The sequence below is a fragment of the Pseudomonas sp. P65(2024) genome (assembly GCF_057480955.1).
This window is the reverse complement of sequence record NZ_JBLIYX010000019.1, coordinates 1-26,002: the sequence shown is the minus strand read 5'-3', so window position 1 is coordinate 26,002 and position 26,002 is coordinate 1. Positions and strand designations below refer to the sequence as shown.

Below are 26,002 nucleotides of genomic sequence, written 5' to 3'. Positions count from 1 at the left end.
ACCTAACCTTTGCCTCACACACCGCGACACTGAGGCATCAGCCATGCAAGACATCATCGACGGATTTCTGAAGTTCCAGCGCGACGCCTTCCCCGAGCGGGTCAAGCTGTTCAAGGACCTGGCCACCCAGCAAAGCCCTCGGGCGCTGTTCATCTCCTGTTCCGACAGCCGCCTGGTGCCCGAACTGGTCACCCAGCGTGAACCCGGCGACCTGTTCGTCATCCGCAACGCCGGCAACATCGTGCCGTCCTACGGCCCTGAACCCGGTGGGGTGTCGGCCTCGGTCGAGTATGCCGTCGCCGCCCTGCAAGTGGCCGACATCGTCATCTGCGGCCACTCCGACTGCGGCGCCATGACCGCCATCGCCACCTGCAAGTGCCTGGACCATATGCCCGCCGTGGCCGGCTGGCTGCGCTACGCCGACTCGGCCCGGGTGGTGAATGAAGCCCGCCAGCATCAAAACCCCCACGCCAAGGTCGAGGCCATGGTGCGTGAGAACGTGATCGCCCAGCTGGCCAACATCCAGACCCACCCCTCGGTGCGCCTGGCCCTGGAAGAGGGCCGCGTGGCCCTGCACGGCTGGATCTACGACATCGAGAGCGGTCGCATCGACGCCTTCGACGGGCGCACCGGCCAGTTCGTATCCCTGGCGGACAACCCAGCAGTCCGCGCTGTTTCCCACGCCTCCCGGCACGTTGCCTGAACCCGTTTTTCAACCCAAGGAGACACCTCATGATCCAGTCGCAAATCAGCCAGAATGCCCGCCTTGCCCTGAGCGAAGCCATCCTCCTGGCCAAGGCCCGCAAGGACCTGTCGTTCGCCCAGATCACCGACGGCACCGGCCTGTCCGAAGCCTTCGTCACCGCCGCGCTGCTGGGCCAGCACCCGCTGCCGGCCAGCGCCGCCCAGGTGGTGGGCGACAAGCTGGGCCTGGACGCCGACGGCATCGCCCTGCTGCAGACCGTGCCATTGCGCGGCAGCATCCCCGGCGGCGTGCCGACCGACCCGACCATCTACCGCTTCTACGAGATGCTGCAGGTGTACGGCACCACCCTCAAGGCACTGGTCCACGAGAAGTTTGGCGACGGCATCATCAGCGCCATCAACTTCAAGCTGGACGTGAAGAAGGTCGACGATCCGGAAGGGGGTTCGCGCGCTGTGATCACCCTGGATGGCAAGTACCTGCCGACCAAGCCGTTCTGATTCGCTCATAGGCAATGGCTCGGGCGCCGAACGACGCCCGGGCTTTTTCCACGCGCGCTAATGAGCCCCTACAGGAGCGACGGCATGGACCTGATCTTCAGAAATGTCCGCATCGATGATGCAAAACCCTTGATGGATGTGGCCGTGCGCAACGGCAAGATCACTGAAATCGCCCAAACGATCACCGCAACGGCAACCCAGGAAATCCAAGGCAACGGCAATGTCCTGATCCCAGGCTTCGTCGAAGGCCACCTGCACCTGGAAAAAGCCAACGTCATGCAGCGCAAGGCCAACCGCTCCGGCACCTTGACGGAAGCGATCGCCGTCACCGCCGAGCTCAAGCCCACGCTCACCCGCGAAGACATCCGCGAGCGCTCGACCCAGGTGTTGCGCGCGCTGGTGCAGGCCGGCACCACCCATGTCCGTGCCCACGCCGAGTTCGACCCCGCCCAGGGTTTCACCGGCCTTGATGTGGTGCTGGAACTACGGGAAACATTCCGCGATGTCATCGATATCCAGGTGGTCGCTTTTCCCCAGGAAGGCATCCTCAAGTTGCCCGGCATGAAAGCGATGATGGTCGAGGCCATGGAGAGGGGCGCCGATGTGGTCGGCGGCATTCCCTACAACGACGCCTCGCCCCTGGAGCACATCGATTTCGTCTTCGACCTGGCCCAGCGCTATGGCAAGGACATCGACCTGCACCAGGACTTCGCCGACGACGCCGAGCACATGACCATCGAATACGTGGCCCGCCGGACCCTCGCGGCAGGCTACCAAGGGCGCGTCAGCGTCGGCCACCTGACCAGCCTGGCGGCCGTCGAACCAGCGCGCCAGTCGCGTATCATCGCGCTTCTGCGCGAAGCCGACATCAGCGTGATGTGCCTGCCCGCCACCGACCTGCACCTGGGCGCCCGTGGCGACAGCCACAATGTGCGGCGCACCCTGACCCCGGTGCGGGCCTTGCGCGATGGCGGAGTGAACGTGTGCCTGGCCACCAACAACATCCGCAATGCCTTCACTCCCTACGGCACCGGCGACCTGCTGCATATCGCGCAGCTGGCCATCCCCGCCTGTCACCTGGGCGGGGCGGACGACCAGGCCACGGTGCTGCCGATGCTCACCAGCAACCCGGCCAAGGCCCTGGGGTTGCAGAGCCATGGCTTGGCGGTGGGCAACGACGCGGACCTGGTGCTGATGGACACCCACCGTATCAGCGACGTGATCCTCGACCTGCCCGCGCGGCTGATGGTGCTCAAGCGCGGCAGGGTGGTGGCGACAGCGGAGCAGCGGCGCTCGGTGGTGTTCTGAAGGCCGGGCTCATACGGCCAGCAGCAACAGTGCCGCCAGCAGTGCCGGGGGCATTACCAGCACGCCCAGACGCAAGAAACTCAATGCGCCGACATGCTCGCCCTCGCGGCGGATCGCCACCAGCCACAGCAGCGTGGCCAGGGAGCCGGTGATCGACAGGTTCGGTCCCAGGTCGACGCCGATAAGCAAGGCGGCGGTGGTCTGCCGGGGCAGTTCGACGAGGTGGCCGATGGAACCGGCGATCAGGCCGGTGGGCAGATTGTTCATCAGGTTGCTGGCCACGGCCGCAGTCACCCCCGCCGTCCAGCTTGCCGTGCCTGCCGACTGTTGCGCCAGGGCGGCCAACGATTGGGCAAGACGGTCGATCACGCCGGTGTGGGCCACGGCTTCCACCAGCACGAACAGTCCTGCGACCAAGGGCAGGACCCCCCAGGCCACGTGGCGCAGCAACGGCGCCGGGTTGCGCCGCTGACGCAGGTGGATCAACCCGGTGGTGGCCATGCCTGCGCAAAATGTCGGCAGCCCTAGCGGCATGTCCAGTGCCGATACCGTCAACAGCAGGGTGCCGGTGAACATCAGGCCCAGCGCGCAAAGCCGCGCGCCGGCCGACAAGGGGCGCATCTCGATGGCCACGGCCAGCGGCTGACGGATGCGCTTGCGCTGGGTCAGGCGCAGCACCAGGTAGGTCATGGCGATGGCGCCCAGCGAGGGCAGGGTGAACTGGCGCAGCCATTCCAGCAGCGGCGGCATCTGGCTGCCGAAGACTACCAGGTTGGCCGGGTTGGAGATGGGCAGCACGAAGCTGGCGGCATTGGCGATGAAGGCGCAGATGAACAGGTAGGGCAGCGGCTCGGCCTTGGCCGCCTTGCACGCCGCATACACGGCCGGCGTCAACACCACAGCGGTGGCGTCATTGGACAGGAACACGGTGACCAGTGTACCGACCAGGAATACCAGGTCGAACAGGCGTTGGCCCGAGCCCCTGGCATGCTGCACCGCGTACCTGGCCAGCCAGTCGAACAAGCCTTCCTGGCGAGCCAGCTCGGCCAGCACCATCATGCCGGTCAGGAACAGGTAGACATCGCCTCCTTCGGCGATTGCCGCCAAGGCCAGGCGCCATGGGATCAGGCCGCAGGCCGTCAGCCCTAAGGCGGCGCCCATCGCCCAGACATATTCGGGCACGCGTCCCGGCCGAAGGATGACCAGGGCGGTGGCCGCGGCCGCAACCGACCAGATGATCAGGGATGACTCAGCGACAGGCATGCGAGGACTCAGTTTCCGGAAGGGGAGTGAAGGGGAGGGGCTTGCTCGGCGTTGGCATCGCTGGCCGGTCGGCGGGTCTCCGGCATCGCCAGCCAAAGCAGAAGCAACGCTGCAGTCGCGATGCCCGCCAATGTCAGGAATGCCGCGTCGTAGCCTGCGGACTGTACCACCAGCCCCGCGACACCGGGACTTAGCGCCGCGCCCAGGCCGAAGGCCGTGGACAATGCGCCAAGGCTGACATTGAAGCGCCCGCTGCCTTGGGTGAGGTCCTTGACCACTACCGGGAACAATGCGCCGAACAGTCCGGCGCCTATGCCATCGAGCAATTGCACGGCCACCAGCCAGAACGGATCGTCCGACATCACGTACAGCACGCCACGCAGCGGCAGGATCAGAAAGCCGGCGAGCAACAGCGGCTTGCGTCCCCAGCGGTCGGCCCTGGCGCCGGCCAGCAGCGCCATGGGCACCATCACCAGCTGCGCCGCGACGATGCACGCCGAGGTCAGCGGCGTGGCCAACTGCAGGTTGGCCTGAGCCAGTTTCTGGCCCACCAGCGGAAGCATTGCCGCGTTGGCCAGATGGAACAACGCGCAGCACACGGCGAACAGCAGCAAGGGGCGATTGTGCAACAGTACGGCAAGGCCGGCGGGGTGGGCGTGCTGGCCCGGCGGCCGCGGGTCAAGGCCGCGCGCGAGGTCATGGTCGATGGCTGTCGCCGGCACTCGGCTGATGGCGATCAGGCTGGCCACAGTCATCGCCGCCATCAGGTAGAACACCGCCACCGGTCCGAACAGGTAGGCCAGCCCGCCGGCGAGCACCGCCGAGCAGGCATTGCCGGCATGGTTGAAGGTTTCGTTGCGGCCCATGCGCCGGGTGAATGCCCGCGGCCCGGTCAGGCCCAGTGAAATGGCAGCGATGGCCGGCGCGAACACGGAACCGGCGAGCGCGCTGATGGCTTGGGTCAACGTCACCAGCGCGACGCTGGTGACCCAGGGCAGCACCAGGCAACTGCCGGTCACCAGCAGCGCGGCGATGGCCATCACGGCGCGCTTGGCCGTGGTCCTGTCGATCAGCGCGCCAGCTGGCGTCTGGGTCAGCAATGCCGTGACGCTGGCCAAGGTCATGACCAGGCCGATACTGCCGGGCTCCCAATGGTGCACCGCCAGCAGGTAGATCGCCAGGTAGGGCCCAAGCCCATCACGGACATCGGCCAGGAAGAAATTCAACCCATCGAGCGAACGTTCATGAGCAGGCGAGGCCAAGGAATACTCCGCAGGGACAAGTGAACAGAGCGCCCTGGATTTCAAAGGCGGTCAATAGCCGCATACGTTAGCACTCCGCGGCGCAGGTGCTGATGAACTTTGCGCGGATCCGGCATGCCATCGGCCCTGGGGGCGCCAGGGGTCAGCGATTGGGCCATTGCTGCAACAGGATCGATACGAACTTTTCGGCCGCCGGCGACAGCGACGCACCGCGACGAAACACCAAGCCCAGCGTGCGGCTGACCTGCGGCTCGCCCAGCGGCACGCTGACCAACGTCGGATGGTCGGCGCTGGGCATGGCCAGGCTAGGCATGGCCGAGACCCCCAGCCCGGCCTCGACCATGCCCAGCGAGGTCGACAGGTGCTGGACCTCGTAGAACCATTGAGGACGAAGGTTCAGACCGGCCAGCGCATGATCGAGCAACATGCGGTTGCCGCTCAGGCGACCGACTCCGATCAAGCGGTAGTCGGCCAGTTCGGCCCAGGTCACCGACTCGCGCTTGGCCAACGGGTGGTCCCGGCGGCAAGCGAGCACAAAATGCTCCTGTACCAGCGAGACGAACTCGATGTCCGGATGCTGGCCACTCATCATGTTGATGCCAAAATCGGCCTCTGCGCGCAGTACGGCTTCCAGCCCATCGTTGGCACTGAGGTCCAGCAGGCGGATGCGGATCTTCGGGTACTGCGCGTTGTAGTCGCGGATCACCGAGGGCAGAAAGTAGAACGCTGCCGTGGGAATGCAAGCGAGGGTGACCTGCCCCGTCTGGCGCTCGGCCAGTTCACGGATGCTCAGGATCGAATCCTCGAAATCATCCAGCAGGCGCCTGGCCTTGGGCAGGAAATCCCGACCCACGCTCGTCAGGCTGACCCGGCGCGTAGTGCGTTCGAGTAACGAAGTACCGAGCCCTTCCTCGAGCTTCTTGATTCGTCGGCTCAGGGCGGGTTGGGACAAGTGCAGCGCTTCTGCAGCTTCGTGAAAGCTGCCAAGTTCGGCGATTTTAACGAAAGATCTTATATCTTGCAGTTCATATTCCATCAGGCATCGCTCAGTGGGCCGTTCGATTATTGATGCTTGTATCGCAATAATGACTACGATATTTGCATTGGATTGATTTATCCATCCCTGTCACTCTTTTGCTCACAACATCAATGATGTCCATTGATCAACAAGAGTGCGAAATCATGCAACGAATTCCTTGCGTACTCATGCGCGGCGGTACCTCCAAAGGGCCGTTCTTCCACGCCTGGGACCTGCCTGCAAACGTGGTCGAGCGCGACGAGTTGCTGATCAACCTGATGGGCTCCGGACACGAGCTGGAAATCGACGGCATCGGTGGCGGCAGCCCGCAGACTAGCAAAGTGGCGATCATCAGCCCGTCGTTGCACGCCGATGCCGATGTCGACTACCTGTTCGTCCAGGTGATGGTCGCCCAGCGGCGCGTCGACACCGCGCCCAACTGCGGCAACATGCTGTGCGCCGTGGGGCCGTTCGCCATCGAGCAAGGGCTGGTCAAGGCCAACGACGGCAAGACCCTGGTACGCATCCGCAACCTCAATACCGGAACCTTCGTCGATTCACTGGTGCAAACGCCTGGCGGCATCGTGCGCTACGAAGGGCGCACGGCGATCGACGGCGTCCCTGGCACGGCGGCCCCGGTGCACCTGACGTTCCTCGATGCAGTGGGCAGCAAGACCGGCAAGCTGTTCCCTACGGGCAAACCTCAGGATGTGATCGACGGCGTGCCGGTCACCTGCATCGACATGGCGATGCCCATGATGATCGTCGACGCCCGGCAACTGGGCGTGACCGGCTCGGAAACCCCGGCCGAGCTGGATGCCGACAATGCCTTGCTGCAGCGCCTGGAAGCCTTGCGCCTGAAGGCTGGCAAGGCCATGGGCCTGGGTGATGTCAGCGGCATGGTGATCCCCAAGCCGGTGCTGGTCGCGCCACCTCGGCATGACGGTACGGTGCAGGTGCGCTATTTCATGCCGCACAATTGCCACCGGGCCCTGGCGATCACCGGCGCCGTCGGATTGGCCACGGCTTGCGTCAGCGCCGGTACGGTGGTCGGCGACCTGCTCGGCGAGGGGGCACAACACTTGGAGCAGGTGCGCATCGAACATCCCAGTGGTGGCATCGACGTGGCGCTGTCGCGTAGCGGCGTCGATGGCAAGACCCTGCAGGCATCGGTGGTGCGTACCGCCCGTCGGCTCTTCTCAGGGTTCGTCTATGCCCCGTCCTCGCGCAGGCTGGCGGGATAGACCCAGGCCGCCGCCACCATCAGCGCGGCTTCAGCAACAAGCGCATCCGCACAATTTCAACAATGGGTGATGCCTCATGAAACTTGCCAGATCCCTGTATTTCCAGATCCTCTGCGCCGTCCTGCTGGGCGTGGTGGTCGGCCACTTCTGGGCGCAACAGGCCGTTGCCCTTAAACCCCTGGGCGACGCCTTCATCAAGTTGATCAAGATGATGATCGCGCCAGTGGTGTTCTGCACCATCGTCACCGGCATTGCCGGCATGACCGACAAGCGCTCCCTGGGGCGCCTGATGAGCAAGACCTTGCTGTTGTTCCTGCTGCTGACCGTGATCAGCCTGGTGATCGGCCTGGCGGCGGTGTACCTGTTCCGGCCCGGCGCCGGCATGAACATCGATCCTGCCACCCTGAGTACAGAAGGCCTGGGCCAGTACGCCGCCTCGGCGGCGAAACTGGGCGTGGTCGACTTCTTCATGCACATCATTCCGGAGACATTCGTCGGTGCCTTCAACAAGGGTGAGGTGCTGCCGGTGCTGTTCATCGCCGTACTCAGCGGCTTCGCCCTGTCGTCCATGGGCGAGAAGGGCCGGCCCGTCCTTGCGGTGCTGGAGTCGGTCTCGATCATGGTGTTCCGTATCTTCGGTTACCTGATGCGTTTCGCCCCGGTCGGTGCGTTCGGTGCGCTGGCCTTCACCGTCGGGCAATACGGCGTTACCTCCCTCGGCGCCCTGGCCAAGCTGGTGGGCACGCTGTACATCGCTTGCGCCTTCTTCGTCCTGGTTGTGCTGGGCGGCATCTGTCGCGCCCATGGCTTCAGCCTGTGGAAGCTGCTGCGCTATTTCCGCGAAGAATTTCTGGTGGTGCTGGGTACCTCGTCCACCGAGCCGGTGCTGCCGCGCATGCTCGAAAAGCTCGAGCGGCTCGGTTGTCGCAAAGGCGTGGTAGGGCTGGTACTGCCAACCGGGTATTCCTTCAACCTCGATGGCACCGCCATCTACCTGTCGCTGGCGGCCGTGTTCATCGCGCAGGCCTGCAACATCGACCTGACCCTCGGGCAGACGGTGACCATGCTGGCAATCATGCTGCTGTCGTCCAAGGGGGCCGCCGGCGTGACCGGCAGCGGCTTCGTGGCGTTGGCCTCGACCCTCACGGTCATCCACGACATACCGCTGGCCGGGCTTGCCTTGTTGATCGGTATCGATCGCTTCATGTCCGAGGCGCGGGCCCTGACCAGCCTGGCCAGCAACGCCGTGGCCACCGTGGTCATCTCGCTGTCGGAGCATGCCTGCGATCGCGAAACCTTGCTGCGCCGCCTCGACGGCGCGCCATCGGCGGCCGACGAAGCCGTCGACGCTCACCCCGAGTGGTCCGCGCAGCCTCCCCGGCACGGCTGACCAACCGGTTATCGCTCCCATGTTGCAGTAGACTTCCCCCCAGCATCCCTGCGATGCCGGGTGGGGCAGGGGGCCGCCTGCGCGTCGGGCGGCCAAACACAGAATAAAAACAAGAGAAAAAACCATGCTCGCACTCCTGGGCCTGATCATGGTGGTGACGTTCACCTACCTGATCATGAGCAAACGCCTGTCGCCGATCGTCGCGCTCACAGTGGTACCCATCGTTTTCGCCGTGATCGGCGGTTTCGCTCCCGAGCTCGGCAAGATGATGCTCGATGGCCTGAAGATGGTGGCACCCTCGGCGGCGTTGCTGCTGTTCGCCATCCTGTTCTTCGGCCTGATGATCGATGCCGGCCTGTTCGACCCTTTGATCCGCAAGATTCTCAAGCGGGTGAACGGCGATCCGATCAAGATCGCCATAGGCACCGCGCTGCTGTCGTTGCTGGTTGCCCTCGACGGCGACGGCACCACCACCTACATGATCACCTGCGCGGCGATGCTGCCGCTGTATAAACGCATCGGCATGAACCCGATGATTTTGGCCACGGTGTCGATGCTATCGCTGAGCATCATGAGCGGCATGAGCCCCTGGGGCGGGCCTGCCACCCGCGCGATCGCCGCCCTTGGCCTGGATGCGACCGAATACTTCATCCCGATGCTGCCCACCGTGATCGGCGGCGCGGTCTGGGTGGTGTTCACCGCCTATCTGTTGGGGCGCGCCGAGCGTCGGCGCATCGGCAATGTCACCCTGGCGTCAGGGGGCGGCAATTGCTACATCAAGGAGATCCTCGGCGACAACCCACACAAGCGTCCGCGCCTGGCCTATGTGAACCTGATGCTGGTGATCGCCGTGATGACCGCGCTGGTGATGGGCGTGATGCATTCCGCGCTGCTGTTCATGATCGGTTTCGTCGCCGCGTTGATGATCAACTATCCGCAACTGGAGCTGCAGAAGGAGCGCATTCTCGCCCATTCGGGCAATGCCATGACCGTCGTGCTGCTGGTGTTCGCCGCCGGCATATTCGCCGGCATCTTCTCCGGCACCAAAATGGTCGACGCCCTCGCCCAGACCTTGGTGGACTGGATCCCCGACGCCTGGAGCCACTGGTTCCCGCTGGTGGTGGCGCTGACCAGCATGCCGCTGACCTTCGTACTGTCCAATGACGCCTACTACTTCGGGGTGGTGCCGATCCTGGCCAACGCGGCCGCGGCCTATGGCATCGACCCGGTGGAAATCGCCCGGGCCTCGGTACTGGGGCAGCCGGTGCACCTGATGAGCCCGTTGGTAGCCTCGACCCTGTTGCTGGTGGGGATGGTCGACCGCGATATCGGCGACTTCCAGAAAGCCACCGTCAAGTGGGCGGTGCTTACCTCGCTGGTGATCACCGCGCTGGCGCTGCTCACAGGTGCCTTGTCCTTCTTCGTGTGAATCACCGGGCGCCGCGCGGCGCCCACCCACCGCTCATCCAAGAACAACAACAGAGTACCGATCATGTTCCGAAGTGTTTTCCGTGGGGCCACCTGTGGCCTGCTCTGCGGCTGGTTGCCCGTTGCCGGCGCTGGCGGATTCGTCGACGACGGCAAGCTCAAGCTGCAGCTGCGCAACGTCTATTTCAACGAGAACTTCCGTGACGAGCAGGGCCTGTCCCCACGCGCGGCGGCCTCCGCCAAGCATGAGCGGACCGAGTGGGCGCAGGGCTTTTTGCTCGACTACCAGTCCGGGTTCACCCAAGGCACCTTGGGCGTTGGGCTCGATGCCCTGGCCCTGGTGGGCGTGCGGTTGGACTCCGGACGCGGTCGCAGCGGCAGCGGCCTGTTGCCGGTGCACGACGACGGTCGGGCCGCGGACGAATTCAGCAGCGCCGGCCTGACCGCCAAGGCGCGCCTGGGCCAGACCGTGATCAAGCACGGCACCTTGCTGCCCAAGACCCCGGTGCTGGTCTACAACGACGCGCGGTTGTTGCCGCAGACTTACCAGGGCACGCAGCTGACCAGCACCGACATCGATGGGTTGAGCCTCACCGCCGGTCACCTGGACAAGTTCAAGTTGCGCGACTCCTCGGACAGCACCGGCTTGTACCTGGATGGCTACAGCGGCAACGCGTCCGGTGATTTCTCCTACGTCGGTGCCGATTATGCGGTGGGCAAGCCGCTGCGCCTGAGCTACTTCCACGCCCGGCTCGACGGCTTCTATCGCCAGGACTTCGCCGGCCTGGTGCATGACCTGCCGCTGGCCGGCGGGGTGCTGACCACCGACCTGCGCTACTTCAGGAGCCGCGACAGCGGTGCCGCCCATGGCGGCGCCATCGACAACGACCTGTACAGCGGGCAACTGGCGTATGCGCATTCCGGGCATACGGTCGGTGCCGGCTACCAGGTGCTTGATGGCGAGGCGGGGCTGCCCTATATCAGCGGCGCAACGGTGTATTCGTTCAGCAACGTCGGTATCGGCAAGTTCATCGAGGAGCAGGAAAAAACCTGGATGGCCAGCTATGCCTACAACTTCGCCGCCGCAGGGGTGCCCGGGCTGACCTTCATGACGCGTTACCTCAGCGGCGCCAACGGTCGCGCCGGGGAGGCGGGTATCAAGGAATGGGAGCGTGACGCCGAGCTGGCCTACGTGGTCCAGGGTGGCCCGCTCAAAGGCCTGGGGGTGAGGTTGCGCAACTATGTCTATCGTTCCGACTTCGCCCGCGGTCGCGACAGCAACCGTGTGTACCTGACCTACGACATCGCGCTTTGGTGAGTGTCCATCCTGGGTGGCCGGTGCGCGTCCAGGCGTCGGTTGTGGGCATTGATGGCGGGCTTGCGGCGTCCCATCGGCTGGTATCAACGCGATCAATGTTGGCAGACGATGACCTGATGTCCCTCTAGATTGCAAAGGCGTGCTGGAAGCCCCGAACAACAATAACGAGGGACCCGACTATGCCCACCGCCACCCAAGCGTCCAACGCCTGGCGCATCCTGTTCCTGCTGTTCCTGGCCAACCTGTTCAACTTCTTCGACCGCACCATCCCCGCCATCGTCATCGAGCCGATCCGTCTGGAGTGGCACCTGAGCGACTTCCAGATCGGCATCATCGGCACCGCCTTCACCCTGGTCTACGCCATCGCCGGCCTGCCGCTGGCGCGTATCGCCGACACCGGCTCGCGCAGCCGGCTGATGGGCTGGGGCCTGCTGGTCTGGAGCGGGCTGACGGCGGTCAACGGCATGGTCGGCAGTTTCTGGAGTTTTTTGCTGGTACGCATGGGCGTGGGCATCGGCGAGGCCAGCTACGCGCCGGCCGCCAACTCGCTGATCGGCGACCTGTTCCCCGCCGGACGGCGGGCGAGGGTGATGGGCATCTTCATGCTTGGCCTGCCGCTGGGCCTGCTGCTGGCATTCTTCACCATCGGTGCGATGGTCCAGGCCTTCGACAGCTGGCGCGCGCCGTTCTTCATCGCCGCCGTGCCTGGCGTGCTGCTGGCGCTGTTCATCTTCATGATCCGCGAGCCCGCGCGCGGCGCGGCGGAGACGGTGGCCACCGCCCAGGCCCCGCTGGACCGCCCCCTGCGCCGGGTGTTGAGCGTGCCCACCTTCGCCTGGCTGGTGCTGGCGGGGCTGACCTTCAACTTCGCCTCGTATGCTTGCAACTCGTTCATGGTGCCGATGCTGCAGCGCTACTTCGCGTTGCCGCTGCACGACGCTGCGGTGGCCACCGGGATGATCGTCGGCCTGAGCGGCCTGGTGGGCCTGACCCTTGGCGGCTGGATGGCCGACAAGGTGCACCAGCGCTTCGCCAACGGCCGTCTGGTGTTCGCCGCGTTGAGCATGCTGGTGGCCACCTTGTTTACCGCCTGGGCGCTGCATGCCGGGCGCATCGAACTGGGGGTGTTCGTGGCGGTGTTCGGGGTCGGCTGGCTGTTCTCCTACAACTTCTACACCTGCGTGTACACCGCCATCCAGGACGTGGTGCAACCGCGCCTGCGGGCCACGGCCATGGCGCTGTTCTTCGCTGGGCTGTACCTGCTGGGTGGCGGCCTGGGGCCGGTGGTGGTCGGTGGACTGTCGGATCATTTTGCCGTGTCGGCCATGGCGGCGGCGGGCGAGGTGGCGATGAGCGAAGCGTTCAAGGCCCAGGGGCTGCATGACGCGATGTACCTGATCCCCGTGGCCCTGTTGCTGACCATGGTGTTCCTGCTGGCGGCCTCGCGGTGTTTCAGCCGGGATGCGCAGCGGATGCGCGAGGGCATGGTGCTGGATGGCGCAGCGGTGGCGGGGCAAGCCGCGCAGGCTTGAGTCCAAGTGTATCGGCCTGGTCGCCAGCACTTGCTGGCATGTCCCTTGGTTTTCTCGCAGACTACCCATCTTTGCGCAAGAGCAGGAGAGCAACAGTCAATGCGCGTGGTGATGGATACCCGGACAGACGAAATACTTCGACTGGAGCATTTGTTGGATGGGATGAACTATACGCTCTGGTTGAACGCGTATGGTCCCTTTGCACTGGACAGACCACTCGAAGCGCAGTTGCGTCATTCGGTGGGCAAAGGTTGTACCGTGGGTGGTGATTCACCGATCTGTGCAAGCGATGCTCGCGGCGAAATCATCGAACACCTGCTGCACCCAGGGGACGGCGGCTACGGGCCGTTGGACCTGCCGGCCAAACGTCCCGAAGTGCTCAGGTTGGTAGAGGTGCTGCTCGGCCAGGTCCGTCTTGACCGGGCCGACATCATCCGCAGGTTCTGGCTTGCCGAAGGGCACCCTGCGTATCCCGTGTGGTGGGATTTTGCCTTCGACATTCAAAACCAGGGGCAGCGGTGGATACTGATGAGCAGCGCGAGTGATTGAGCGGATAGCTTGGTTTCTCAGTACTTGCTTGTCGTCGTGAAGGTTGGCACTGAGGTTCATCGAGACCTGACGCCGCGCCGGTTACTCAAGTCTTGGCGTTGCGGATTCCCCGTTGATAGGCTGCCGTCATGGTTTGCCATGTTTCATCGTCGGCCGGCACCAGATGTTCAATACGTAGCGATGCCACCGTGATGTCCTGCGGCATGCCGAAGGTGGTGAAGGTGGACAGGAACCTAAGTTCGCCCTCGGCAGCACGCACCCGGGTCAGCACCAGCGGTGACGGCGGCGTGTCCGGCGCCAGTGCGGGTGGCACGGGCAAGCTTTGCAGCCGCCGAGCCAATTCTGGATTGCCCAGCGCCTCCCTGGCCGCCCGCTGCCAGGCGATCGTCCGTATCTCATCGGCATTGACCAGATGATCACCCAGTCCGCCCGGGCGCAGCAGTGTGTCCAGCAGGTTCAGGCCCGAGGTGCTGCTCGTCGGTACGCCAACCATGGTGAACAACAGCCCGGCACTGGCATTGGCCGCCGTGATGTCCCAGTTGCTGGCGATGACGATGGCCGGTGCGGGGTTGTTGGCCTGCAGGATGTGCTCCACTGCGTCATGCACCATCTTCATGGCTGGGGCGTCCGGTGCCGAGGCCGTATAGCGTGGTGCGTAACCTGCCGCGAGGAACACCTCGTTGCAGTGTTCGAGCGGCACTTCCAGCGCGCTGAGCAGGGCATGCAGGGTGCTCGGGCTGGCCTTGGCGCGGCCGGTTTCGACGCAGCTCAGGTGGCGTTGCGACAGGCCGGCCACCAGCGCCAAGTCGAGCTGGCTGAGCCCGGCCTGGCGGCGTAGGCGGCGCAGGTGCTCTCCGGCATCGGTGATGGCAGGTGTGTGCATCGGGTGAAAGGGAGAAAGGCTCATGCGTCGACTCTGGCTGTCCTTGGCTGAAGCCTCCATGACCTGTGAGGTCATTGAGGCGGGGACGACTCTATCACTACCGTGACGGCAACATCGCCCCTGAAGGAATCGACGAATGAACGCACGATGGATCGCGCTGCCAGTGTTGTTGCTGTTCACCCTGTACACCGGTTGGACATTGATGAGTGCCGAGCAATCACTTCTTGCCTTTGGCCTCGATCTGCTGTCCCGACCCGATACGGCCCAGGTCGTTATCGACCTGTATGTAATGGCCGGTCTGGGCTGTATCTGGATGGCAAACGACCAGCGCCAGCGGGGCGGGTCGTTGCTTGGTGTCTTGCCCTATCTGGTGCTGACGGCGCTGTTTGTCTCCCTGGGGCCGCTGCTGTACATCGTGGTCAAGGGCTTGGCGCAGAGGCCAGGGGCATGAGCGGCGCCCTGGCGGTCTACGCCTGCTGCGTAGTGGTGCTGTTCTTCAAGATGCTGGCGATTTCCTGCTACCAAGGTTACTTCCGCCTGCGTTTCCTGGCCTTCATCAACCGCGAGGATGCGGCGGTGTTCAAGCGCGCGGCTTGCCCTGCGGAACTGCCGCAGGTCACGCGGGCCATGCAGGCCTGGCGCAACGATCTGGAGAACATCCCGATGTTCCTCGCGCTGGGCGGCCTGGCGGTCGTACTGGAGGCGCCGGTTGCCATGACGGCTTGGCTGAGCGGGGTATTCACCGTGGCCAGGGTGTCGCATACGGTGACTTACCTGGCGGGTATCCAGCCGTGGCGGACGGTGAGTTATGGCGTGGGGGTAATCTGTTTGATCGGGTTGGCGACCTTGGTCATCGAGGCGCTGGCATCGACGCCTTGAAGGTCTGCCAGGCGTGCAGCAGCCGGCGGCAGGCAAGATGCCTGAATTCAACTGGTACAGAAAGCATCCGACTTCGGCACAAAGAAGCGAGCAAACAATTCCGACTGCGACTTGATGTTCAACTTGGCGTAAATGTTCCGGCGGTGCACTTTCACCGTTTCCGCCGAGAGTGAAAGCTTTCCGGCAATCTCTTTGTTGGAGAAACCGCTCAGCAGCAGTCTCAGTACATCGCTTTCACGGGTGGTGATCTGCGCGCCCAGCTGGGTCAGTGTTTCCTGCCAGGGCGGTACCTCGACAAGGTCCTTCTCGACATCCACCTCGAAGGCCATGCGCTGGTGCATCAAGGCCGTCACCCAGGGCTTGATCAGGTCGAGGATGGTGATCTGTTCCTGGCTGAAGCGCGCCTTGCTGCCAATGGAGATGCACAGCGTGCGGTCAGCGTCGAGCTGAACGTTGTACTGCGCCTCATCGGCCGAGATGTAGTGCGCGAAGTACTGGTGGTAGTACTCGGTTTCGAGAAAGTACTCCGGCGCGATATCCAGCAGGTGGAAGAACCCGCTCTGCGGGTTTTCCCGGTTGGCGATGTAGAACGGGTCCAGCAGGTAGAGCCCCTTTACATAACGATGGATGAACGCGTTGACCTCTTCGGCATCCGCCACCTCGGGCAGGCTCACCACTTCCACTTGCTGGCTGGCGAAGATCAATACCACCCAGTTGTCGATCTGCACGTACTCGTTCAATACCCGAACCAGCGAACTCCAGAACGCCGGACGGTCCAGCTGCATGATCAGCTTGCCGATCGATCGGTGCCAGGCCAGGCTTTGCAGGTCGAACGGCATTATCTACCCCTTTTGGGTTAGGAACTCGCAGGTCAGAGGTAAGTATTCCGAGGTATTTACTATCCGGTCCTGCCCGGTATAGTCGCTCACTGGGCCTAGGATGGCCGTGAAGATACATCGATTCGATAAGGATGTTGCATGAGAAGGTCACGTTTGCGAACCCTTTTTTCGGCCTCGCTGCTCTGCGCAGGGATCAGCACCTCGGTGCTGGCCGCCCAGCCCGGGATGCACCTGTACAACTGGTTCGGGCTGCTCGCGCCGGAGACGCCCAAGGCGTTCGAGCAGGAAACCGGCACCCGCGTGCACATGGACGCGTTCGACAGCGCCGACATCATGCAGAGCAAGGTCATGGCCGGGCGCACCGGGTATGACGTGGTGGTGGCGACCTCCAACGTGCTGCCCAGCCTGATCGCGGCGGGCGTGCTCCAGCCGCTGGACCGCGCGCAACTGGGCAACCTGTCGCACATCGACCCCGATATCCTCGCCCAGTTGGCGGTCAACGACCCCGGCAACCGCTACGCGGTGCCTTACCTGTGGGGCACCACCGGCATCGGCTACGACGTCGACAAGGTCAAGGCCGCGCTGGGCGATCAGGCGCCGGTGGACAGCTGGGACCTGATCTTCAAGGAAGAGAACATCAGCAAGCTCAAATCCTGCGGCGTGGCGATGCTCGACTCGCCCAGCGAGATCATCTCGATTGCCCTGAACTACCTGGGCCTGCCCAGCAACAGCAGCAATCCTGCGGATTACCAGAAGGCGCAAGACCTGCTGATGAAGATCCGCCCCTACGTGCTGTATTTCGACTCGTCGCGCATCGACACCGACATGGCCGACGGCAATATCTGCGCGGTGGTCGGCTGGGCCAACGGCGCCCTGGCCGCCCAGGCCCTCAACGAGAAGAACAACACCGGGCGCAGGATCAACTACAGCCTGCCGCGCGAAGGCGCGCTGGTGTGGTCGGAAAACCTGGTGCTGCTCAAGGATGCGCCCCATCCCAAGGCAGGCATGGCGTTCATCAACTACATGATGCGCCCGGAAGTGATCGCCAAGACCTCGAACCACACCCTGTACCCCAACGCCAACAAGGACGCCACCCAGTTCGTCGAACAGGCGCTGCGGGACAACCCGTGGATCTACCCCGACAAGAAGACGGTTGCCACGTTGATTCCGCTTGAGCCGCTGCCGTTGAAGCTGGAGCGGATCCGCACGCGGGTCTGGATCAAGGTGAAGAGTGGCGTCTGACTTGAGTTGACGTGTCGGCAGCTGCCCGGTGCAAGGGAGTACCGGACAGCGCGTTGACCAAGGTTGCCTGCGGCCCATTGCTCCAAGCACCAGCGAACACCATCGTCTCCCGGTATCCGGCTGCTCAGCCGAGGCGGGTGATGGTCTTGCGTACCTGATTTCATCTTGAGCCGGAGGAGAACAGCGGATGTTCAGCCCAGCCCAGAAGACATATTTGAACTTGACGATCAAAGGTGTGGAGCACGATTTCCAGGTGCTCGGCTACACCGGGGAAGCGGTGGCCAACAGGCCTTTCTTTTTCAACGTGGAACTGGCCAGCGAATGGCCCGACCTGGACCTTGAACGCTTCCTCGACCTCGAGGCGTTCTTCAGCTTCGACATGAACGGCAATGGCATCCATGGGCGGATCTACCACATCGCGCCGATGAGGCAGGCCCCGTGTTCGGCGCGTTACAGGTTGACCCTGGTGCCGCACTTGTCCTACCTGCGTCACCGCATCAACCAGCGGATCTTTCAACAGTTCTCGGTGCCCAGGATCGTTGCCCTGATCCTGGAAGAGCATGGGATTGTGGGCGACGCTTACCGCTTCGAGCTGAGTGCGAGCTACCCCGAGCGCGACTACTGCACCCAGTATGGCGAAACGGACCTGCACTTCGTCCAGCGCTTGTGTGAAGAGGAGGGCATCCGTTTTCACTTCCAGCACAGTGCCCAGGGGCATGTGCTGGTGTTTGCCGATGGCCAGGCGGTGCTGCCGTGGGGCGTGCTCTATCGTCCGCCGCTGGTTCATGCCAAACCACGGGTGGCGGGGAACCAGACCGCCGTGGTCATTGCCGTGGAGGATGACGAGAGCCCGTGTGATCAGAGGCTTGTCCGGATTCAGGTGAAGTTTCCCTGGGATCCTGAGGACAGGTTTGATGACAAGAGTTGTTGTTGGCTGTCGGTGGCGTCCGATTGGCCTTGCGCGGTCACGCCTCCGCGAACGGGCATGGAGGTGATGGTCTCATTTCTCGGAAACGATCCCGATCAGCCGCGGGTCAGTGGGTGCCTGTGCTGCCGATAGCCTCATTCTGGCCACGGCAGCTTTATCCGAAATTATTCCAGGTTGATAATTATTGGCATCCCATAATTGCGAATAAACTCATGGTTGACGATTCCCTGCCCCCCGGTGGTGCGCACCGATGAATATCGACTCTCGATATGGTGTGATTGCCGTCGTTGACGAGCCGACCTACACGTTCGACTCCACAGACAATATCCGGTGTTATGCGCGGGAAATCATCCTGGGCGACGATGGCGTGTCATCGGTTCATGGCGTAATGCTGGACGACTTCGGCCTGCTGGTGGTCGGTGCCGGCGGAGGCGGGACAGGAGTACATGCACAGTCGGCGCTGGTGATCGACGACAAGCTGCTATTGGCCGTGGGCAACCAGGTTGCCTGCGTGTCGCTGACCGCTCCCCATGACCTGCTTTGGTCGCGCAAGGTGGATCTGGCGACCTGTTTCGGTCTCTATTGGGCAGCGCGGCAGCGTGCACTGATTTCGCACGGCGAGTTGGAAATCACAGGTTTGTCCCTTGAGGGCGACGTTATCTGGAAGGCCATGGGCGCCGACATCTTCACCGGACGCTTTCAGCTGGCGCCTGACCATGTGGAAGTCGTGGATTTCTACGACACCGTCTACCGTTTTGATGTGGTGACGGGGGAGGCATTGAAAGGCAGTTGATGCATGGAGCCGGTTAAACGTCGCGATGCAATCCTTCTGCGTCCTGCCAGTACAGGGTTCGCTCGAATTGAAAACTGATCACGAAGCGTGAGCCTGTCCGCGCAATGGCATTGGCAATCTTGTCCAGATCCGCCATGGGTGAATGTTCCTGCGGCCCAGGCCCTTTGATCCTGATGCTGGCGCGCGTGGCGACACTGAAGTCGAGCTGTTTGGTGTCCTCTGCATAGAGGGTGTGGTCGGTGATGACGAGGTCGGCGGTCAGCGTCAGCCATGACGGGAAGTAGGCTTCCAGGCTGTCGCTTGTACGCGTGACTTCAATCGCGCCAGCTGCTTGCAGGGCGTTTGCCAGTGCTGCTGCGTCAAGCGATGCGTCAGCTTCCAGGAACAGATCAAGGCTCAATGACGTTACCCTCGGTCGACGCTTCGAAGCGCTGGGCGACCCAGCATTCTTCCCCCAGGTGCAGAAAGGCTCCACCCAGCCGCCATAGCTCGAAGTAGGCGGTAAAGTCGATGTCCAGTGCAATGAGCGGGGCGGCGATGTACCAAGCCAGCCCATAGTCCGCCGCGATGCCGTACCAGGCCTCGAACAATGCGTAGTCGGCGGCGGTATGGCAGTCGGCGGCTTCGCGAACCGCATCCCCTAATGCTTCGCTGGCCCAGGTGCCCGGTATATCGAAGTTGTCGATAGCCTTGAGGTCGGCCATGGGCTTGCAGATCACCCGCGCATTGCGGGTCAGGGTCATCAGCTCTGAATCGCCCGTCCGCTCGAAAAAGTCGGCCTGCACATCCATCCATCGCCGGGTAGCGGCTGCCAGTTGTTCTGGCGTGCCTCGTTGCGTGGGGAGCAGGTACAGGTAGGGAAGCGTGCCGGCAGCCAGCACTTCCAACGTGCGCCTGGCCAGTTCGGGGGCGTGCTTGAAGCCTTCGAGGATGGTGGCCACCTCGTGGGGCTGGCCATGCTCCTTGAACAGCGCGATGAACTGGGATTTATCGATATCGCTGTGGCCTTCGACCAAGGCGCGCCAATCATCCAGCAGGGAGGTGTCCATTCGGCTTCCTTGGTTATGGGCGCGGGCATTGTGCATCGCGCTTCGGTTGTTGCGCCAGGGAACGAGCGCCGGGTTCGGGCCTCGTTGAATGGACCACTCCTGTCGGTTACGGGAGTGTCCTCCTTTAATCGATAACCAGCTCCCATACGCCACTGGCATGCTCGATCCGCTCACCCGGCAACCGGATGCGTTGGTTGGCGCTGTAGTCATGGAAGGCGCGGGCCTTGCCGATCAGCGACAGGTCCAGGGTCACGCTATGCCGCGACTCGCCACGCCCGGCCTCGAACAGCGTGTGGCCATACGGGTCCACCGCCAGGCTCGCCCCCACGAACACGCAGCCATCCGGCCCTTCGCCCACGCGGTTGGCAACCACAGCGAACACCTGGTTCTCCATCGCCCGGGCCATCACCGACACCCGGTGCACGTGATCCTCCGGTTCGGCCAGGCCATCGGTGATCAGCATCAACTGCGCGCCCAGGGCCTTCAGTGCCCGCGCTGTCTCGGGGAATTCGCTGTCGTAGCAGATCAACAGGCCCAGGCGCACGCCGCGCCATTCGACGGTGGCGAAGCGGTCGCCCGGCACGACGATGCCGTGCTCCGGCAACCACAGGTGGGTCTTGCGGTAGGTGAGCAGGATGCCTTCGGGGGCGATGAACAGGGTGGTGTTGTAGAAGGTGCCGCCGTCGTTCTCGTACAGCCCCAGCACCACCGCGACATTGTGCTGGCGCGCCGCCGCGACCACTGCCTGCACGGCATCGCCGTCGATGGCTTCGGACAGCATGCCGACGTCATCTGCTGTGAGAAAACCGGTCAGGTGCGACTCGGGGAACAGCAGGATATCGGTGTCCGGCGCGCACTGGGCCAGGGCCTCGAGGATGCCGCGCAGGTTGTGGGCGGTGTCGCCGTCGCGGGTTGTCGTCTGTACCACTTCGATCTTCATGGGCAATCCGTCTCGCTGGGCCCGACCCTTCCGCGGGCGAGTGACATTTGCGAAGGGTGGTGCAAGTATGAAAACAATCACTGGCAAAACAATCACTTCGACGGGTTAACCCGGGGGTAGGGCATGAGCTTGAGCCTGCAGGATCTTTCGTGGCACCAGGGTGTTGGCCAATGCATCGAGCACCTCGACCGCCCGAGCTTCTGGCGCACACTGGCCACGCTGCTCGGCGACTTCGTCGAGGTGGACACCTGGGTGGCGCTGCTGTTCAGCCACGACAAGCCGCTGATCTTCGACCAGAGCCCCTACGAGCGCGAGGGCATCGACCCGCTGGTGAGCGAGTACGCCAACGGCCTGTACCTGCTCGACCCGTTTTACATCAGCAGCCGCGAGCGGCCGCTGACCGGCCTGGTGCGCCTGGCCGACGTGGCCCCGGAGCAGTTCCAGCAGACCGACTACTACCGCCTGTACTTCACCCACAACGTGGTCGCCGACGAGGTGCAGTTCAACCTGGCCCTGGGCGATGGGCGCACGCTGTGCCTGTCGCTGGGCGGGCGCTCACGTTTCGACGCCCAGGCCATCGCCCAGCTGGAGCTGGTGCGCCCCTGGCTGATCGGCCTGCTGCGCCAGCGGCTGCACTTCGAGCAATTGCCCGAGCGCGCACCGGCCAAGCCCGCGCTGGGCCTGGCCCAGGGGCGCGACGAAGCACGGCGGCAGCTGGAGTCGGTGCTCACGGCGCGGGAGCTGGACGTGGTGCGGCTGATCCTGTCGGGCCATTCGAACAAGGAGACGGCCATCAAGCTCAAACTGTCGGCCGAGACGGTGAAGGTCCATCGCCGCAACGTGTACCGCAAGCTGGACGTGAACTCCCAGAGCGAGCTGTTCTCGCTGCTGTTTTTGGCCGGCGAAGACCTCGCCAGCCTGCAACCGGCGCCGTGATTCCCCCGCGCCATTACCCCCAGGTTAATCCTTCGACGTTATAGGAATCCGCACGGGGATCCGCATACTGGCCCTGCACCTTGTAGGCGCGGGCTAGCCCCGCGATCACCGGCAAAGCCGGTGCCATCCCCCGAGTAACTTGCTGTGCACGCCGTCCCTGCGCCCCTATGCAGCCAGACCGGCTGGGCAATTTCCTAGAACAATCACAAGAGGATGACCCATGGCTCATTTCGCTCACGGCCCGGCCCGTGGCATCGCCCCTGCGCGCCAGGAGGCCACCCATGCCTGACGCCACCCCTGCAAAACTTTCCCTGACTTCCCTGACCGTCTTCGGTCTGGCCTACATGTGCCCGAGCCTGGCCATGGTGATCTTCGGCGTGATCTCCGAACGCAGCGACGGCATCGCCCCCAGCGCCTTCCTGCTGGCCACCGGTGCCATGCTGCTGTCGGCCCTGAGCTACGCCAAGCTGTCGCGCCTGTTCCCGGTGTCCGGCTCGGCCTACTACTACGCCAAGCGCCTGCTCGGTCCCGGCTGCGGCTTCGTGGTCGGCTGGGCGGTACTGCTGGCCTACCTGTTCATGCCCATGGTCGCCTGGCTGCTGCAGTCGGTGTTCCTCAACGCCCAGTTCCCGCAGGTGCCCACCTGGGGCTGGCTGCTGATCAATATCGGCCTGACCACGGCGGTGACCGTCAGCGGCATGACCCTGACCGACCGCCTGAACAAAGTGCTCACGGTCCTGAGCGTGGCCCTGGTGCTGTTGTTCATTGGCTACTGCCTGCGCTATGTGGCCGGGCAGCCCCAGGTCGGCTTCACCCACCCCGTGTGGAACGAACACAGCACCTTGACCGGCCTCACTGCCGCCGCCGCCATTGCCGCCTATTCGTTCCTCGGTTTCGACGCCGTGACCACCCTGGCCGAGGAGGCCGAGCAGCCCAAGCGCGACATCCCCCGGGCGGTGCTGCTGGTGATCAGCGTGGGCGGGCTGCTGTTCACGGCGGTGGCCTACCTGATGCAACTGAGCCATCCCGGCGGCCAGTTCGCCGACCCAGAGACCGCGACCTACGCGCTGTCGATCGAGGTGGGCGGGCAGTTCTTCGCCGACTTCGTCAACCTCGGCGGCATCGTCGCCGGCTTCGCCTCGTGCCTGGCGGTGCAGGTCAGCGCCAGCCGCTTGCTGTACTTCATGGGCCGCGAAGGCGTGCTGCCACCGCGTTGTTTCGCCAAGCTGCAGGGCACGGCGCGCACGCCGGTGTTCAACCTGCTGCTGATCGCCGGGCTGGGGTTGATCGGGATCGGCGCGGATGTGAGCTCGGCCGCTTCGCTGATCAACTTCGGCGCGTTCCTGGCGTTTGCGGCGGTGAATGTCTGCGTGATTGCGTACTACCGGCGTGAGCGGCGCAAGCAGCGGTTGAGTGGGGTGGGGTTCGTGGTGTTTCCGCTGCTGGCGATTGGGGTGAACCTGTATCTGCTGTCGCTGCTGAGCACGGTGGTGATACTGGCCGGGGTGGCTTGGCTGGTGTGTGGCGGGGTGTACCTGATGTGGCTGACGGCGGGGTTCAGCAAGCCTACGCCGGGGTTGATGGAGGTTGAGTCTTGAGGTGTTGAGCAAGCCACTTCGGCTTTACATGGAATTATTCCAGGCCAATAATTATTGGTATCTCATAATTCAGGATAAACCCATGGCTGACATTTTCCTGCGCCCGGAACTGGCAGCCGATATGGCCAGGCAACTGCTCAAGCCCTCGGCACTGGATATCGGCCTGCGTTCCGGGTTGTTCCTGTCCGGCCTGCGCCGGACGGGCAAGACAACCTTTCTCAAGAACGATCTGATCCCGGCCCTGGAGGCACAGGGCGCACTGGTGATCTACGTCGACCTGTGGAGCGACACCCAGACAAGCCCGGTGAAACTGGTGCTGGCTGCCGTGCGCCAAGCCCTGCTCGAACTGCAGACACCGACCTCGTCGTTCATGCAGCGTCTCAAGCGCGTGCGTGGCGCCGAGGTGGAGCTGGCCGGTTTCAAGTTCGGTTTCAACCTCGATACCCTGGGTGATGCAGGCGGCGTGACACTCGCCGAAGCGCTGACCGAAGCGGTGGACCAGGCCAAGGCGACTGTCGTGCTGATCGTCGACGAAGTGCAGCATGCCATCACCACAGAGGACGGGCAGCAGATGATGCTGGCCCTGAAGGCCGCGCGTGACGCCATCAACCCAAGACCCGCGACGCCTGGGCATTTCCTGTTCATCGGCACCGGCTCGCACCGGGCCATGGTCAACGAGCTGACCGCCCGGCGTAACCAGGCGTTTGCCGGCGCCACCAACGTGGCCTATCCGGTGCTGGACGAGGGCTATGTCGCGTTCTGGCTCCAGCGGCTCGCCGCGGACGGCCTCGATAACCTGCCTTCGCTGGAAGTGGCGACCGAGGCGTTCAAGACACTGGGCAGCCGGCCTGAAGAGTTCATCCGTGCCCTGCGTCAGTTGATTCACTCGCCCAGCCTCGGTTCCGGGGCGGATGTGGTGCTGCCGGTGATAGCGGCCACGCTGCGCTCGGCGGCGGCCGACCTGGAGCTGATGAAGGTCGAGGAACTGGGCGTGCTGGCCCAGGCCATTTTCGCCCGGATCGCCTCCGTGGATGGCGAGACGCGGGGCGTGTTTTCCAGCGAGGCGGCGGGCGAGTATTCGACGTTCGTGGGGCGTGAAGTGCGGGTGGAGGAGATCCAGCCGGTGGCCAATGAGTTGCTGGCGGCGAACCTGATCATTCGCCGGGGGCATGGCCTGTATGGCGTGACCGATCCGTTCGTGCAGGAGATCTGGCGGGAGCGCCAGGCGATGCTGGGCAAGCGCTGATAGATGTTCAGGGCAGGCGAACACCGATGAAGATCGACTTTGAATTGCTCACATTGCCGGACGACATGTCGGGCTACAACGCGGCGGCTTTTACCGAAGGCCGCCTAAGCATTGAAGTGCAGGGGCAGGTGTTCTTGCAGGTGGAGTTCTGCCTGCTGCTCGAATTGGCGAACATGGTGACGCACTGGTTGAAAGCCGTGGCCACCCGTGGGGCTCAGGATTTCTACTACGCCTCGATGGACGAAGAAGAGGAACCGATCCTCGCGCTGCGCTACTGCCACGCAAGATCGGTCTTCTCACTATGGTCCTGTTGGGCGGTGTGCGAGCATGGTCCCGAAGTGACGCTGGAGCAGGCTATCGAATGTTTCGAGCGGTATGTTCATGACTTGAGGCAGGCAATCGACCAGCGTCTGCAGGCCGTTTTGCCCTGACAACCCATTCAAGCCTACGCGCAACCTGTAGGAGCGGCCTTGTGTCGCGAAAAGGCCGCAAAGCGGCCCCCGGTTTCTGATGTGTTGCGAAGATTGCCGGGGCTGCTACGCACCCCTTTCGCGACACAAGGCCGCTCCCACAGGGCCCGCGTTTACCTGTGGCGTCAGTGTTTCATCCCCAACTCCGCATCATCCATCAGCGCCTTGGCCAGCGCGCTCAGGTAATACGACGCCCAGATCAGCTGAGGCTTCTCCTCCATGATCCCGGTGATGGTCAGGTCGCACACGCAGCCCATCAACTCCGAAGCTTGTTCCCGTGCGTGCTGGCAAGGGATGCCGGGTTCGATGCAGAACAGCGGGTCGGTATGCTTCTCACCCTGGTAGAACTTGGTCTTGCCCACGGTGGTGTGGGGCGTGGTGTCGTCTGTGCTCATGGCTCAATCTCCCTGAAATCTTCGGTGCCAGGCCTGGCCCATTCGCCGGCAACGCCGGCTCCTACAGGCAAATCGCGCCCCTCGTAGGAGCCAGCTTGCTGGCGAACAGGGCCCGTCCAGGCAACTCATGACATACCGGCTTAATGCAACGTCCGAGGCTCCACCTGCGGCATCTGCACCTGAATCAACGGTAAGCGATCCATGAACCCCACCTACCGAGAATAGGAAGTCGCAGTTATCGTGGCATCTCCGGCGAGCAGTTCCACGGCAGTAGCGCTTCATAGTCTGC

The 26,002-nt window shown here is 63.6% G+C and carries 27 protein-coding genes; 18 read left to right on the top strand and 9 right to left on the bottom strand.

Annotated elements, in window-relative coordinates; translation table 11 throughout:
- Window positions 1-43: 43 nt before the first annotated feature.
- The 3 genes from AC25MA_RS21725 (at window position 44) to AC25MA_RS21715 (ending at window position 2,511) form a co-directional block, all read left to right on the top strand.
- Complete coding sequence (locus AC25MA_RS21725) at window positions 44-703, top strand: carbonic anhydrase (RefSeq protein WP_088851574.1); 660 nt, start codon at window positions 44-46, stop codon at window positions 701-703.
- Between the two features lie 29 nt (window positions 704-732).
- Window positions 733-1,203 (top strand): cyanase, encoded by a 471-nt coding sequence (gene cynS, locus AC25MA_RS21720; RefSeq protein ID WP_028690495.1) that lies wholly within the window; start codon window positions 733-735, stop codon window positions 1,201-1,203.
- Window positions 1,204-1,287: 84 nt separating this feature from the next.
- On the top strand, window positions 1,288-2,511 hold the full coding sequence (locus AC25MA_RS21715; protein ID WP_236179935.1) for an amidohydrolase family protein: 1,224 nt from the start codon (window positions 1,288-1,290) through the stop codon (window positions 2,509-2,511).
- A gap of 9 nt (window positions 2,512-2,520) precedes the next feature.
- Here AC25MA_RS21715 and AC25MA_RS21710 read toward each other — a convergent pair whose 3' ends face one another.
- The 3 genes from AC25MA_RS21710 to AC25MA_RS21700 form a co-directional block, all read right to left on the bottom strand.
- Window positions 2,521-3,774, bottom strand: a complete 1,254-nt coding sequence (locus tag AC25MA_RS21710) for an arsenic transporter (RefSeq protein WP_062363662.1) — start codon at window positions 3,772-3,774, stop codon at window positions 2,521-2,523.
- 8 nt (window positions 3,775-3,782) lie between these two features.
- The gene (locus tag AC25MA_RS21705; protein ID WP_028690498.1) at window positions 3,783-5,036 is read right to left on the bottom strand and encodes an MFS transporter; all 1,254 of its coding nucleotides are present in this window, start codon (window positions 5,034-5,036) and stop codon (window positions 3,783-3,785) included.
- A gap of 142 nt (window positions 5,037-5,178) precedes the next feature.
- Entirely contained in the window at window positions 5,179-6,072 is an 894-nt protein-coding gene (locus AC25MA_RS21700; protein WP_028690499.1) for a LysR family transcriptional regulator, read from the bottom strand.
- 146 nt (window positions 6,073-6,218) lie between these two features.
- Here AC25MA_RS21700 and AC25MA_RS21695 point away from each other — a divergent pair, with 146 nt between their 5' ends.
- From AC25MA_RS21695 to AC25MA_RS21670, 6 genes are all read left to right on the top strand, one after another.
- Window positions 6,219-7,298 (top strand): 4-oxalomesaconate tautomerase, encoded by a 1,080-nt coding sequence (locus AC25MA_RS21695; protein ID WP_028690500.1) that lies wholly within the window; start codon window positions 6,219-6,221, stop codon window positions 7,296-7,298.
- A 76-nt stretch (window positions 7,299-7,374) separates the two neighbouring features.
- Complete coding sequence (gene dctA / locus AC25MA_RS21690) at window positions 7,375-8,688, top strand: C4-dicarboxylate transporter DctA (protein ID WP_088851577.1); 1,314 nt, start codon at window positions 7,375-7,377, stop codon at window positions 8,686-8,688.
- Between the two features lie 124 nt (window positions 8,689-8,812).
- A complete protein-coding gene (locus tag AC25MA_RS21685; RefSeq protein ID WP_028690502.1) occupies window positions 8,813-10,117 on the top strand; it encodes a CitMHS family transporter in 1,305 nt (434 codons plus the stop codon).
- A gap of 63 nt (window positions 10,118-10,180) precedes the next feature.
- Window positions 10,181-11,434, top strand: coding sequence for an OprD family porin (locus tag AC25MA_RS21680; protein ID WP_280092765.1), 1,254 nt, complete (start codon window positions 10,181-10,183; stop codon window positions 11,432-11,434).
- A 179-nt stretch (window positions 11,435-11,613) separates the two neighbouring features.
- Window positions 11,614-12,966 carry a spinster family MFS transporter gene (locus AC25MA_RS21675; protein WP_486972378.1) on the top strand — a complete coding sequence of 451 codons (1,353 nt, stop codon included), beginning with the start codon at window positions 11,614-11,616 and terminating at the stop codon, window positions 12,964-12,966.
- A 99-nt stretch (window positions 12,967-13,065) separates the two neighbouring features.
- The gene (locus tag AC25MA_RS21670; RefSeq protein ID WP_486972377.1) at window positions 13,066-13,515 is read left to right on the top strand and encodes a hypothetical protein; all 450 of its coding nucleotides are present in this window, start codon (window positions 13,066-13,068) and stop codon (window positions 13,513-13,515) included.
- 85 nt (window positions 13,516-13,600) lie between these two features.
- Here the strand turns inward: AC25MA_RS21670 and AC25MA_RS21665 are convergent, their stop codons facing one another.
- Entirely contained in the window at window positions 13,601-14,422 is an 822-nt protein-coding gene (locus tag AC25MA_RS21665) for a helix-turn-helix domain-containing protein (protein ID WP_486972376.1), read from the bottom strand.
- A 112-nt stretch (window positions 14,423-14,534) separates the two neighbouring features.
- On the opposite strand from AC25MA_RS21665, the gene AC25MA_RS21660 reads away from it, so the two are divergent.
- Window positions 14,535-14,849, top strand: a complete 315-nt coding sequence (locus tag AC25MA_RS21660) for a hypothetical protein (protein WP_028690506.1) — start codon at window positions 14,535-14,537, stop codon at window positions 14,847-14,849.
- A complete protein-coding gene (locus AC25MA_RS21655) occupies window positions 14,846-15,277 on the top strand; it encodes an MAPEG family protein (RefSeq protein WP_028690507.1) in 432 nt (143 codons plus the stop codon). Before AC25MA_RS21660 ends, AC25MA_RS21655 begins: the two co-directional genes overlap by 4 nt.
- Window positions 15,278-15,324: 47 nt before the next feature.
- Here AC25MA_RS21655 and AC25MA_RS21650 read toward each other — a convergent pair whose 3' ends face one another.
- Window positions 15,325-16,116 (bottom strand): helix-turn-helix transcriptional regulator, encoded by a 792-nt coding sequence (locus tag AC25MA_RS21650; RefSeq protein WP_028690508.1) that lies wholly within the window; start codon window positions 16,114-16,116, stop codon window positions 15,325-15,327.
- Between the two features lie 138 nt (window positions 16,117-16,254).
- Between AC25MA_RS21650 and AC25MA_RS21645 the strand changes: the two genes are divergently transcribed.
- From AC25MA_RS21645 to AC25MA_RS21635, 3 genes are all read left to right on the top strand, one after another.
- The gene (locus AC25MA_RS21645; RefSeq protein ID WP_197866485.1) at window positions 16,255-17,358 is read left to right on the top strand and encodes a polyamine ABC transporter substrate-binding protein; all 1,104 of its coding nucleotides are present in this window, start codon (window positions 16,255-16,257) and stop codon (window positions 17,356-17,358) included.
- Window positions 17,359-17,545: 187 nt separating this feature from the next.
- On the top strand, window positions 17,546-18,418 hold the full coding sequence (locus AC25MA_RS21640; RefSeq protein WP_062363648.1) for a contractile injection system protein, VgrG/Pvc8 family: 873 nt from the start codon (window positions 17,546-17,548) through the stop codon (window positions 18,416-18,418).
- A 118-nt stretch (window positions 18,419-18,536) separates the two neighbouring features.
- Window positions 18,537-19,079 carry a hypothetical protein gene (locus AC25MA_RS21635; protein WP_062363645.1) on the top strand — a complete coding sequence of 181 codons (543 nt, stop codon included), beginning with the start codon at window positions 18,537-18,539 and terminating at the stop codon, window positions 19,077-19,079.
- Between the two features lie 13 nt (window positions 19,080-19,092).
- Here AC25MA_RS21635 and AC25MA_RS21630 read toward each other — a convergent pair whose 3' ends face one another.
- The 3 genes from AC25MA_RS21630 to AC25MA_RS21620 form a co-directional block, all read right to left on the bottom strand.
- Entirely contained in the window at window positions 19,093-19,479 is a 387-nt protein-coding gene (locus tag AC25MA_RS21630; protein WP_028690512.1) for a hypothetical protein, read from the bottom strand.
- Window positions 19,469-20,128, bottom strand: a complete 660-nt coding sequence (locus AC25MA_RS21625) for a hypothetical protein (protein ID WP_051555662.1) — start codon at window positions 20,126-20,128, stop codon at window positions 19,469-19,471. Before AC25MA_RS21625 ends, AC25MA_RS21630 begins: the two co-directional genes overlap by 11 nt.
- A 124-nt stretch (window positions 20,129-20,252) precedes the next feature.
- Entirely contained in the window at window positions 20,253-21,068 is an 816-nt protein-coding gene (locus tag AC25MA_RS21620) for a carbon-nitrogen hydrolase family protein (RefSeq protein WP_028690513.1), read from the bottom strand.
- A 123-nt stretch (window positions 21,069-21,191) separates the two neighbouring features.
- On the opposite strand from AC25MA_RS21620, the gene AC25MA_RS21615 reads away from it, so the two are divergent.
- From AC25MA_RS21615 to AC25MA_RS21600, 4 genes are all read left to right on the top strand, one after another.
- Complete coding sequence (locus tag AC25MA_RS21615) at window positions 21,192-22,004, top strand: LuxR C-terminal-related transcriptional regulator (protein ID WP_062363637.1); 813 nt, start codon at window positions 21,192-21,194, stop codon at window positions 22,002-22,004.
- 281 nt (window positions 22,005-22,285) lie between these two features.
- Entirely contained in the window at window positions 22,286-23,602 is a 1,317-nt protein-coding gene (locus AC25MA_RS21610) for an APC family permease (protein ID WP_486972375.1), read from the top strand.
- Between the two features lie 82 nt (window positions 23,603-23,684).
- A complete protein-coding gene (locus AC25MA_RS21605; RefSeq protein ID WP_232853669.1) occupies window positions 23,685-24,848 on the top strand; it encodes an AAA family ATPase in 1,164 nt (387 codons plus the stop codon).
- A gap of 26 nt (window positions 24,849-24,874) precedes the next feature.
- Window positions 24,875-25,279, top strand: coding sequence for a DUF7878 domain-containing protein (locus AC25MA_RS21600; protein WP_232853668.1), 405 nt, complete (start codon window positions 24,875-24,877; stop codon window positions 25,277-25,279).
- Between the two features lie 164 nt (window positions 25,280-25,443).
- On the opposite strand, the gene AC25MA_RS21595 is transcribed toward AC25MA_RS21600, so the two are convergent.
- Window positions 25,444-25,713: a DUF3077 domain-containing protein gene (locus AC25MA_RS21595; protein ID WP_011534690.1), complete on the bottom strand. Its 270-nt coding sequence runs from the start codon at window positions 25,711-25,713 to the stop codon at window positions 25,444-25,446.
- Between the last annotated feature and the right edge of the window lie 289 nt (window positions 25,714-26,002).

Excerpts from the sequence above, each read along its gene's own strand:
- AC25MA_RS21725 (WP_088851574.1), top strand. The coding sequence starts at position 44 with ATGCAAGACATCATCGACGGATTTCTGAAGTTCCAGCGCGACGCCTTC.
- cynS (WP_028690495.1), top strand. The coding sequence starts at position 733 with ATGATCCAGTCGCAAATCAGCCAGAATGCCCGCCTTGCCCTGAGCGAA.
- AC25MA_RS21715 (WP_236179935.1), top strand. The coding sequence starts at position 1,288 with ATGGACCTGATCTTCAGAAATGTCCGCATCGATGATGCAAAACCCTTG.
- AC25MA_RS21710 (WP_062363662.1), bottom strand. The coding sequence starts at position 3,774 with ATGCCTGTCGCTGAGTCATCCCTGATCATCTGGTCGGTTGCGGCCGCG.
- AC25MA_RS21700 (WP_028690499.1), bottom strand. The coding sequence starts at position 6,072 with ATGGAATATGAACTGCAAGATATAAGATCTTTCGTTAAAATCGCCGAA.
- AC25MA_RS21695 (WP_028690500.1), top strand. The coding sequence starts at position 6,219 with ATGCAACGAATTCCTTGCGTACTCATGCGCGGCGGTACCTCCAAAGGG.
- dctA (WP_088851577.1), top strand. The coding sequence starts at position 7,375 with ATGAAACTTGCCAGATCCCTGTATTTCCAGATCCTCTGCGCCGTCCTG.
- AC25MA_RS21685 (WP_028690502.1), top strand. The coding sequence starts at position 8,813 with ATGCTCGCACTCCTGGGCCTGATCATGGTGGTGACGTTCACCTACCTG.
- AC25MA_RS21680 (WP_280092765.1), top strand. The coding sequence starts at position 10,181 with ATGTTCCGAAGTGTTTTCCGTGGGGCCACCTGTGGCCTGCTCTGCGGC.
- AC25MA_RS21675 (WP_486972378.1), top strand. The coding sequence starts at position 11,614 with ATGCCCACCGCCACCCAAGCGTCCAACGCCTGGCGCATCCTGTTCCTG.
- AC25MA_RS21670 (WP_486972377.1), top strand. The coding sequence starts at position 13,066 with ATGCGCGTGGTGATGGATACCCGGACAGACGAAATACTTCGACTGGAG.
- AC25MA_RS21665 (WP_486972376.1), bottom strand. The coding sequence starts at position 14,422 with ATGAGCCTTTCTCCCTTTCACCCGATGCACACACCTGCCATCACCGAT.
- AC25MA_RS21660 (WP_028690506.1), top strand. The coding sequence starts at position 14,535 with ATGAACGCACGATGGATCGCGCTGCCAGTGTTGTTGCTGTTCACCCTG.
- AC25MA_RS21655 (WP_028690507.1), top strand. The coding sequence starts at position 14,846 with ATGAGCGGCGCCCTGGCGGTCTACGCCTGCTGCGTAGTGGTGCTGTTC.
- AC25MA_RS21650 (WP_028690508.1), bottom strand. The coding sequence starts at position 16,116 with ATGCCGTTCGACCTGCAAAGCCTGGCCTGGCACCGATCGATCGGCAAG.
- AC25MA_RS21645 (WP_197866485.1), top strand. The coding sequence starts at position 16,255 with ATGAGAAGGTCACGTTTGCGAACCCTTTTTTCGGCCTCGCTGCTCTGC.
- AC25MA_RS21640 (WP_062363648.1), top strand. The coding sequence starts at position 17,546 with ATGTTCAGCCCAGCCCAGAAGACATATTTGAACTTGACGATCAAAGGT.
- AC25MA_RS21635 (WP_062363645.1), top strand. The coding sequence starts at position 18,537 with ATGAATATCGACTCTCGATATGGTGTGATTGCCGTCGTTGACGAGCCG.
- AC25MA_RS21625 (WP_051555662.1), bottom strand. The coding sequence starts at position 20,128 with ATGGACACCTCCCTGCTGGATGATTGGCGCGCCTTGGTCGAAGGCCAC.
- AC25MA_RS21620 (WP_028690513.1), bottom strand. The coding sequence starts at position 21,068 with ATGAAGATCGAAGTGGTACAGACGACAACCCGCGACGGCGACACCGCC.
- AC25MA_RS21615 (WP_062363637.1), top strand. The coding sequence starts at position 21,192 with ATGAGCTTGAGCCTGCAGGATCTTTCGTGGCACCAGGGTGTTGGCCAA.
- AC25MA_RS21610 (WP_486972375.1), top strand. The coding sequence starts at position 22,286 with ATGCCTGACGCCACCCCTGCAAAACTTTCCCTGACTTCCCTGACCGTC.
- AC25MA_RS21605 (WP_232853669.1), top strand. The coding sequence starts at position 23,685 with ATGGCTGACATTTTCCTGCGCCCGGAACTGGCAGCCGATATGGCCAGG.
- AC25MA_RS21600 (WP_232853668.1), top strand. The coding sequence starts at position 24,875 with ATGAAGATCGACTTTGAATTGCTCACATTGCCGGACGACATGTCGGGC.
- AC25MA_RS21595 (WP_011534690.1), bottom strand. The coding sequence starts at position 25,713 with ATGAGCACAGACGACACCACGCCCCACACCACCGTGGGCAAGACCAAG.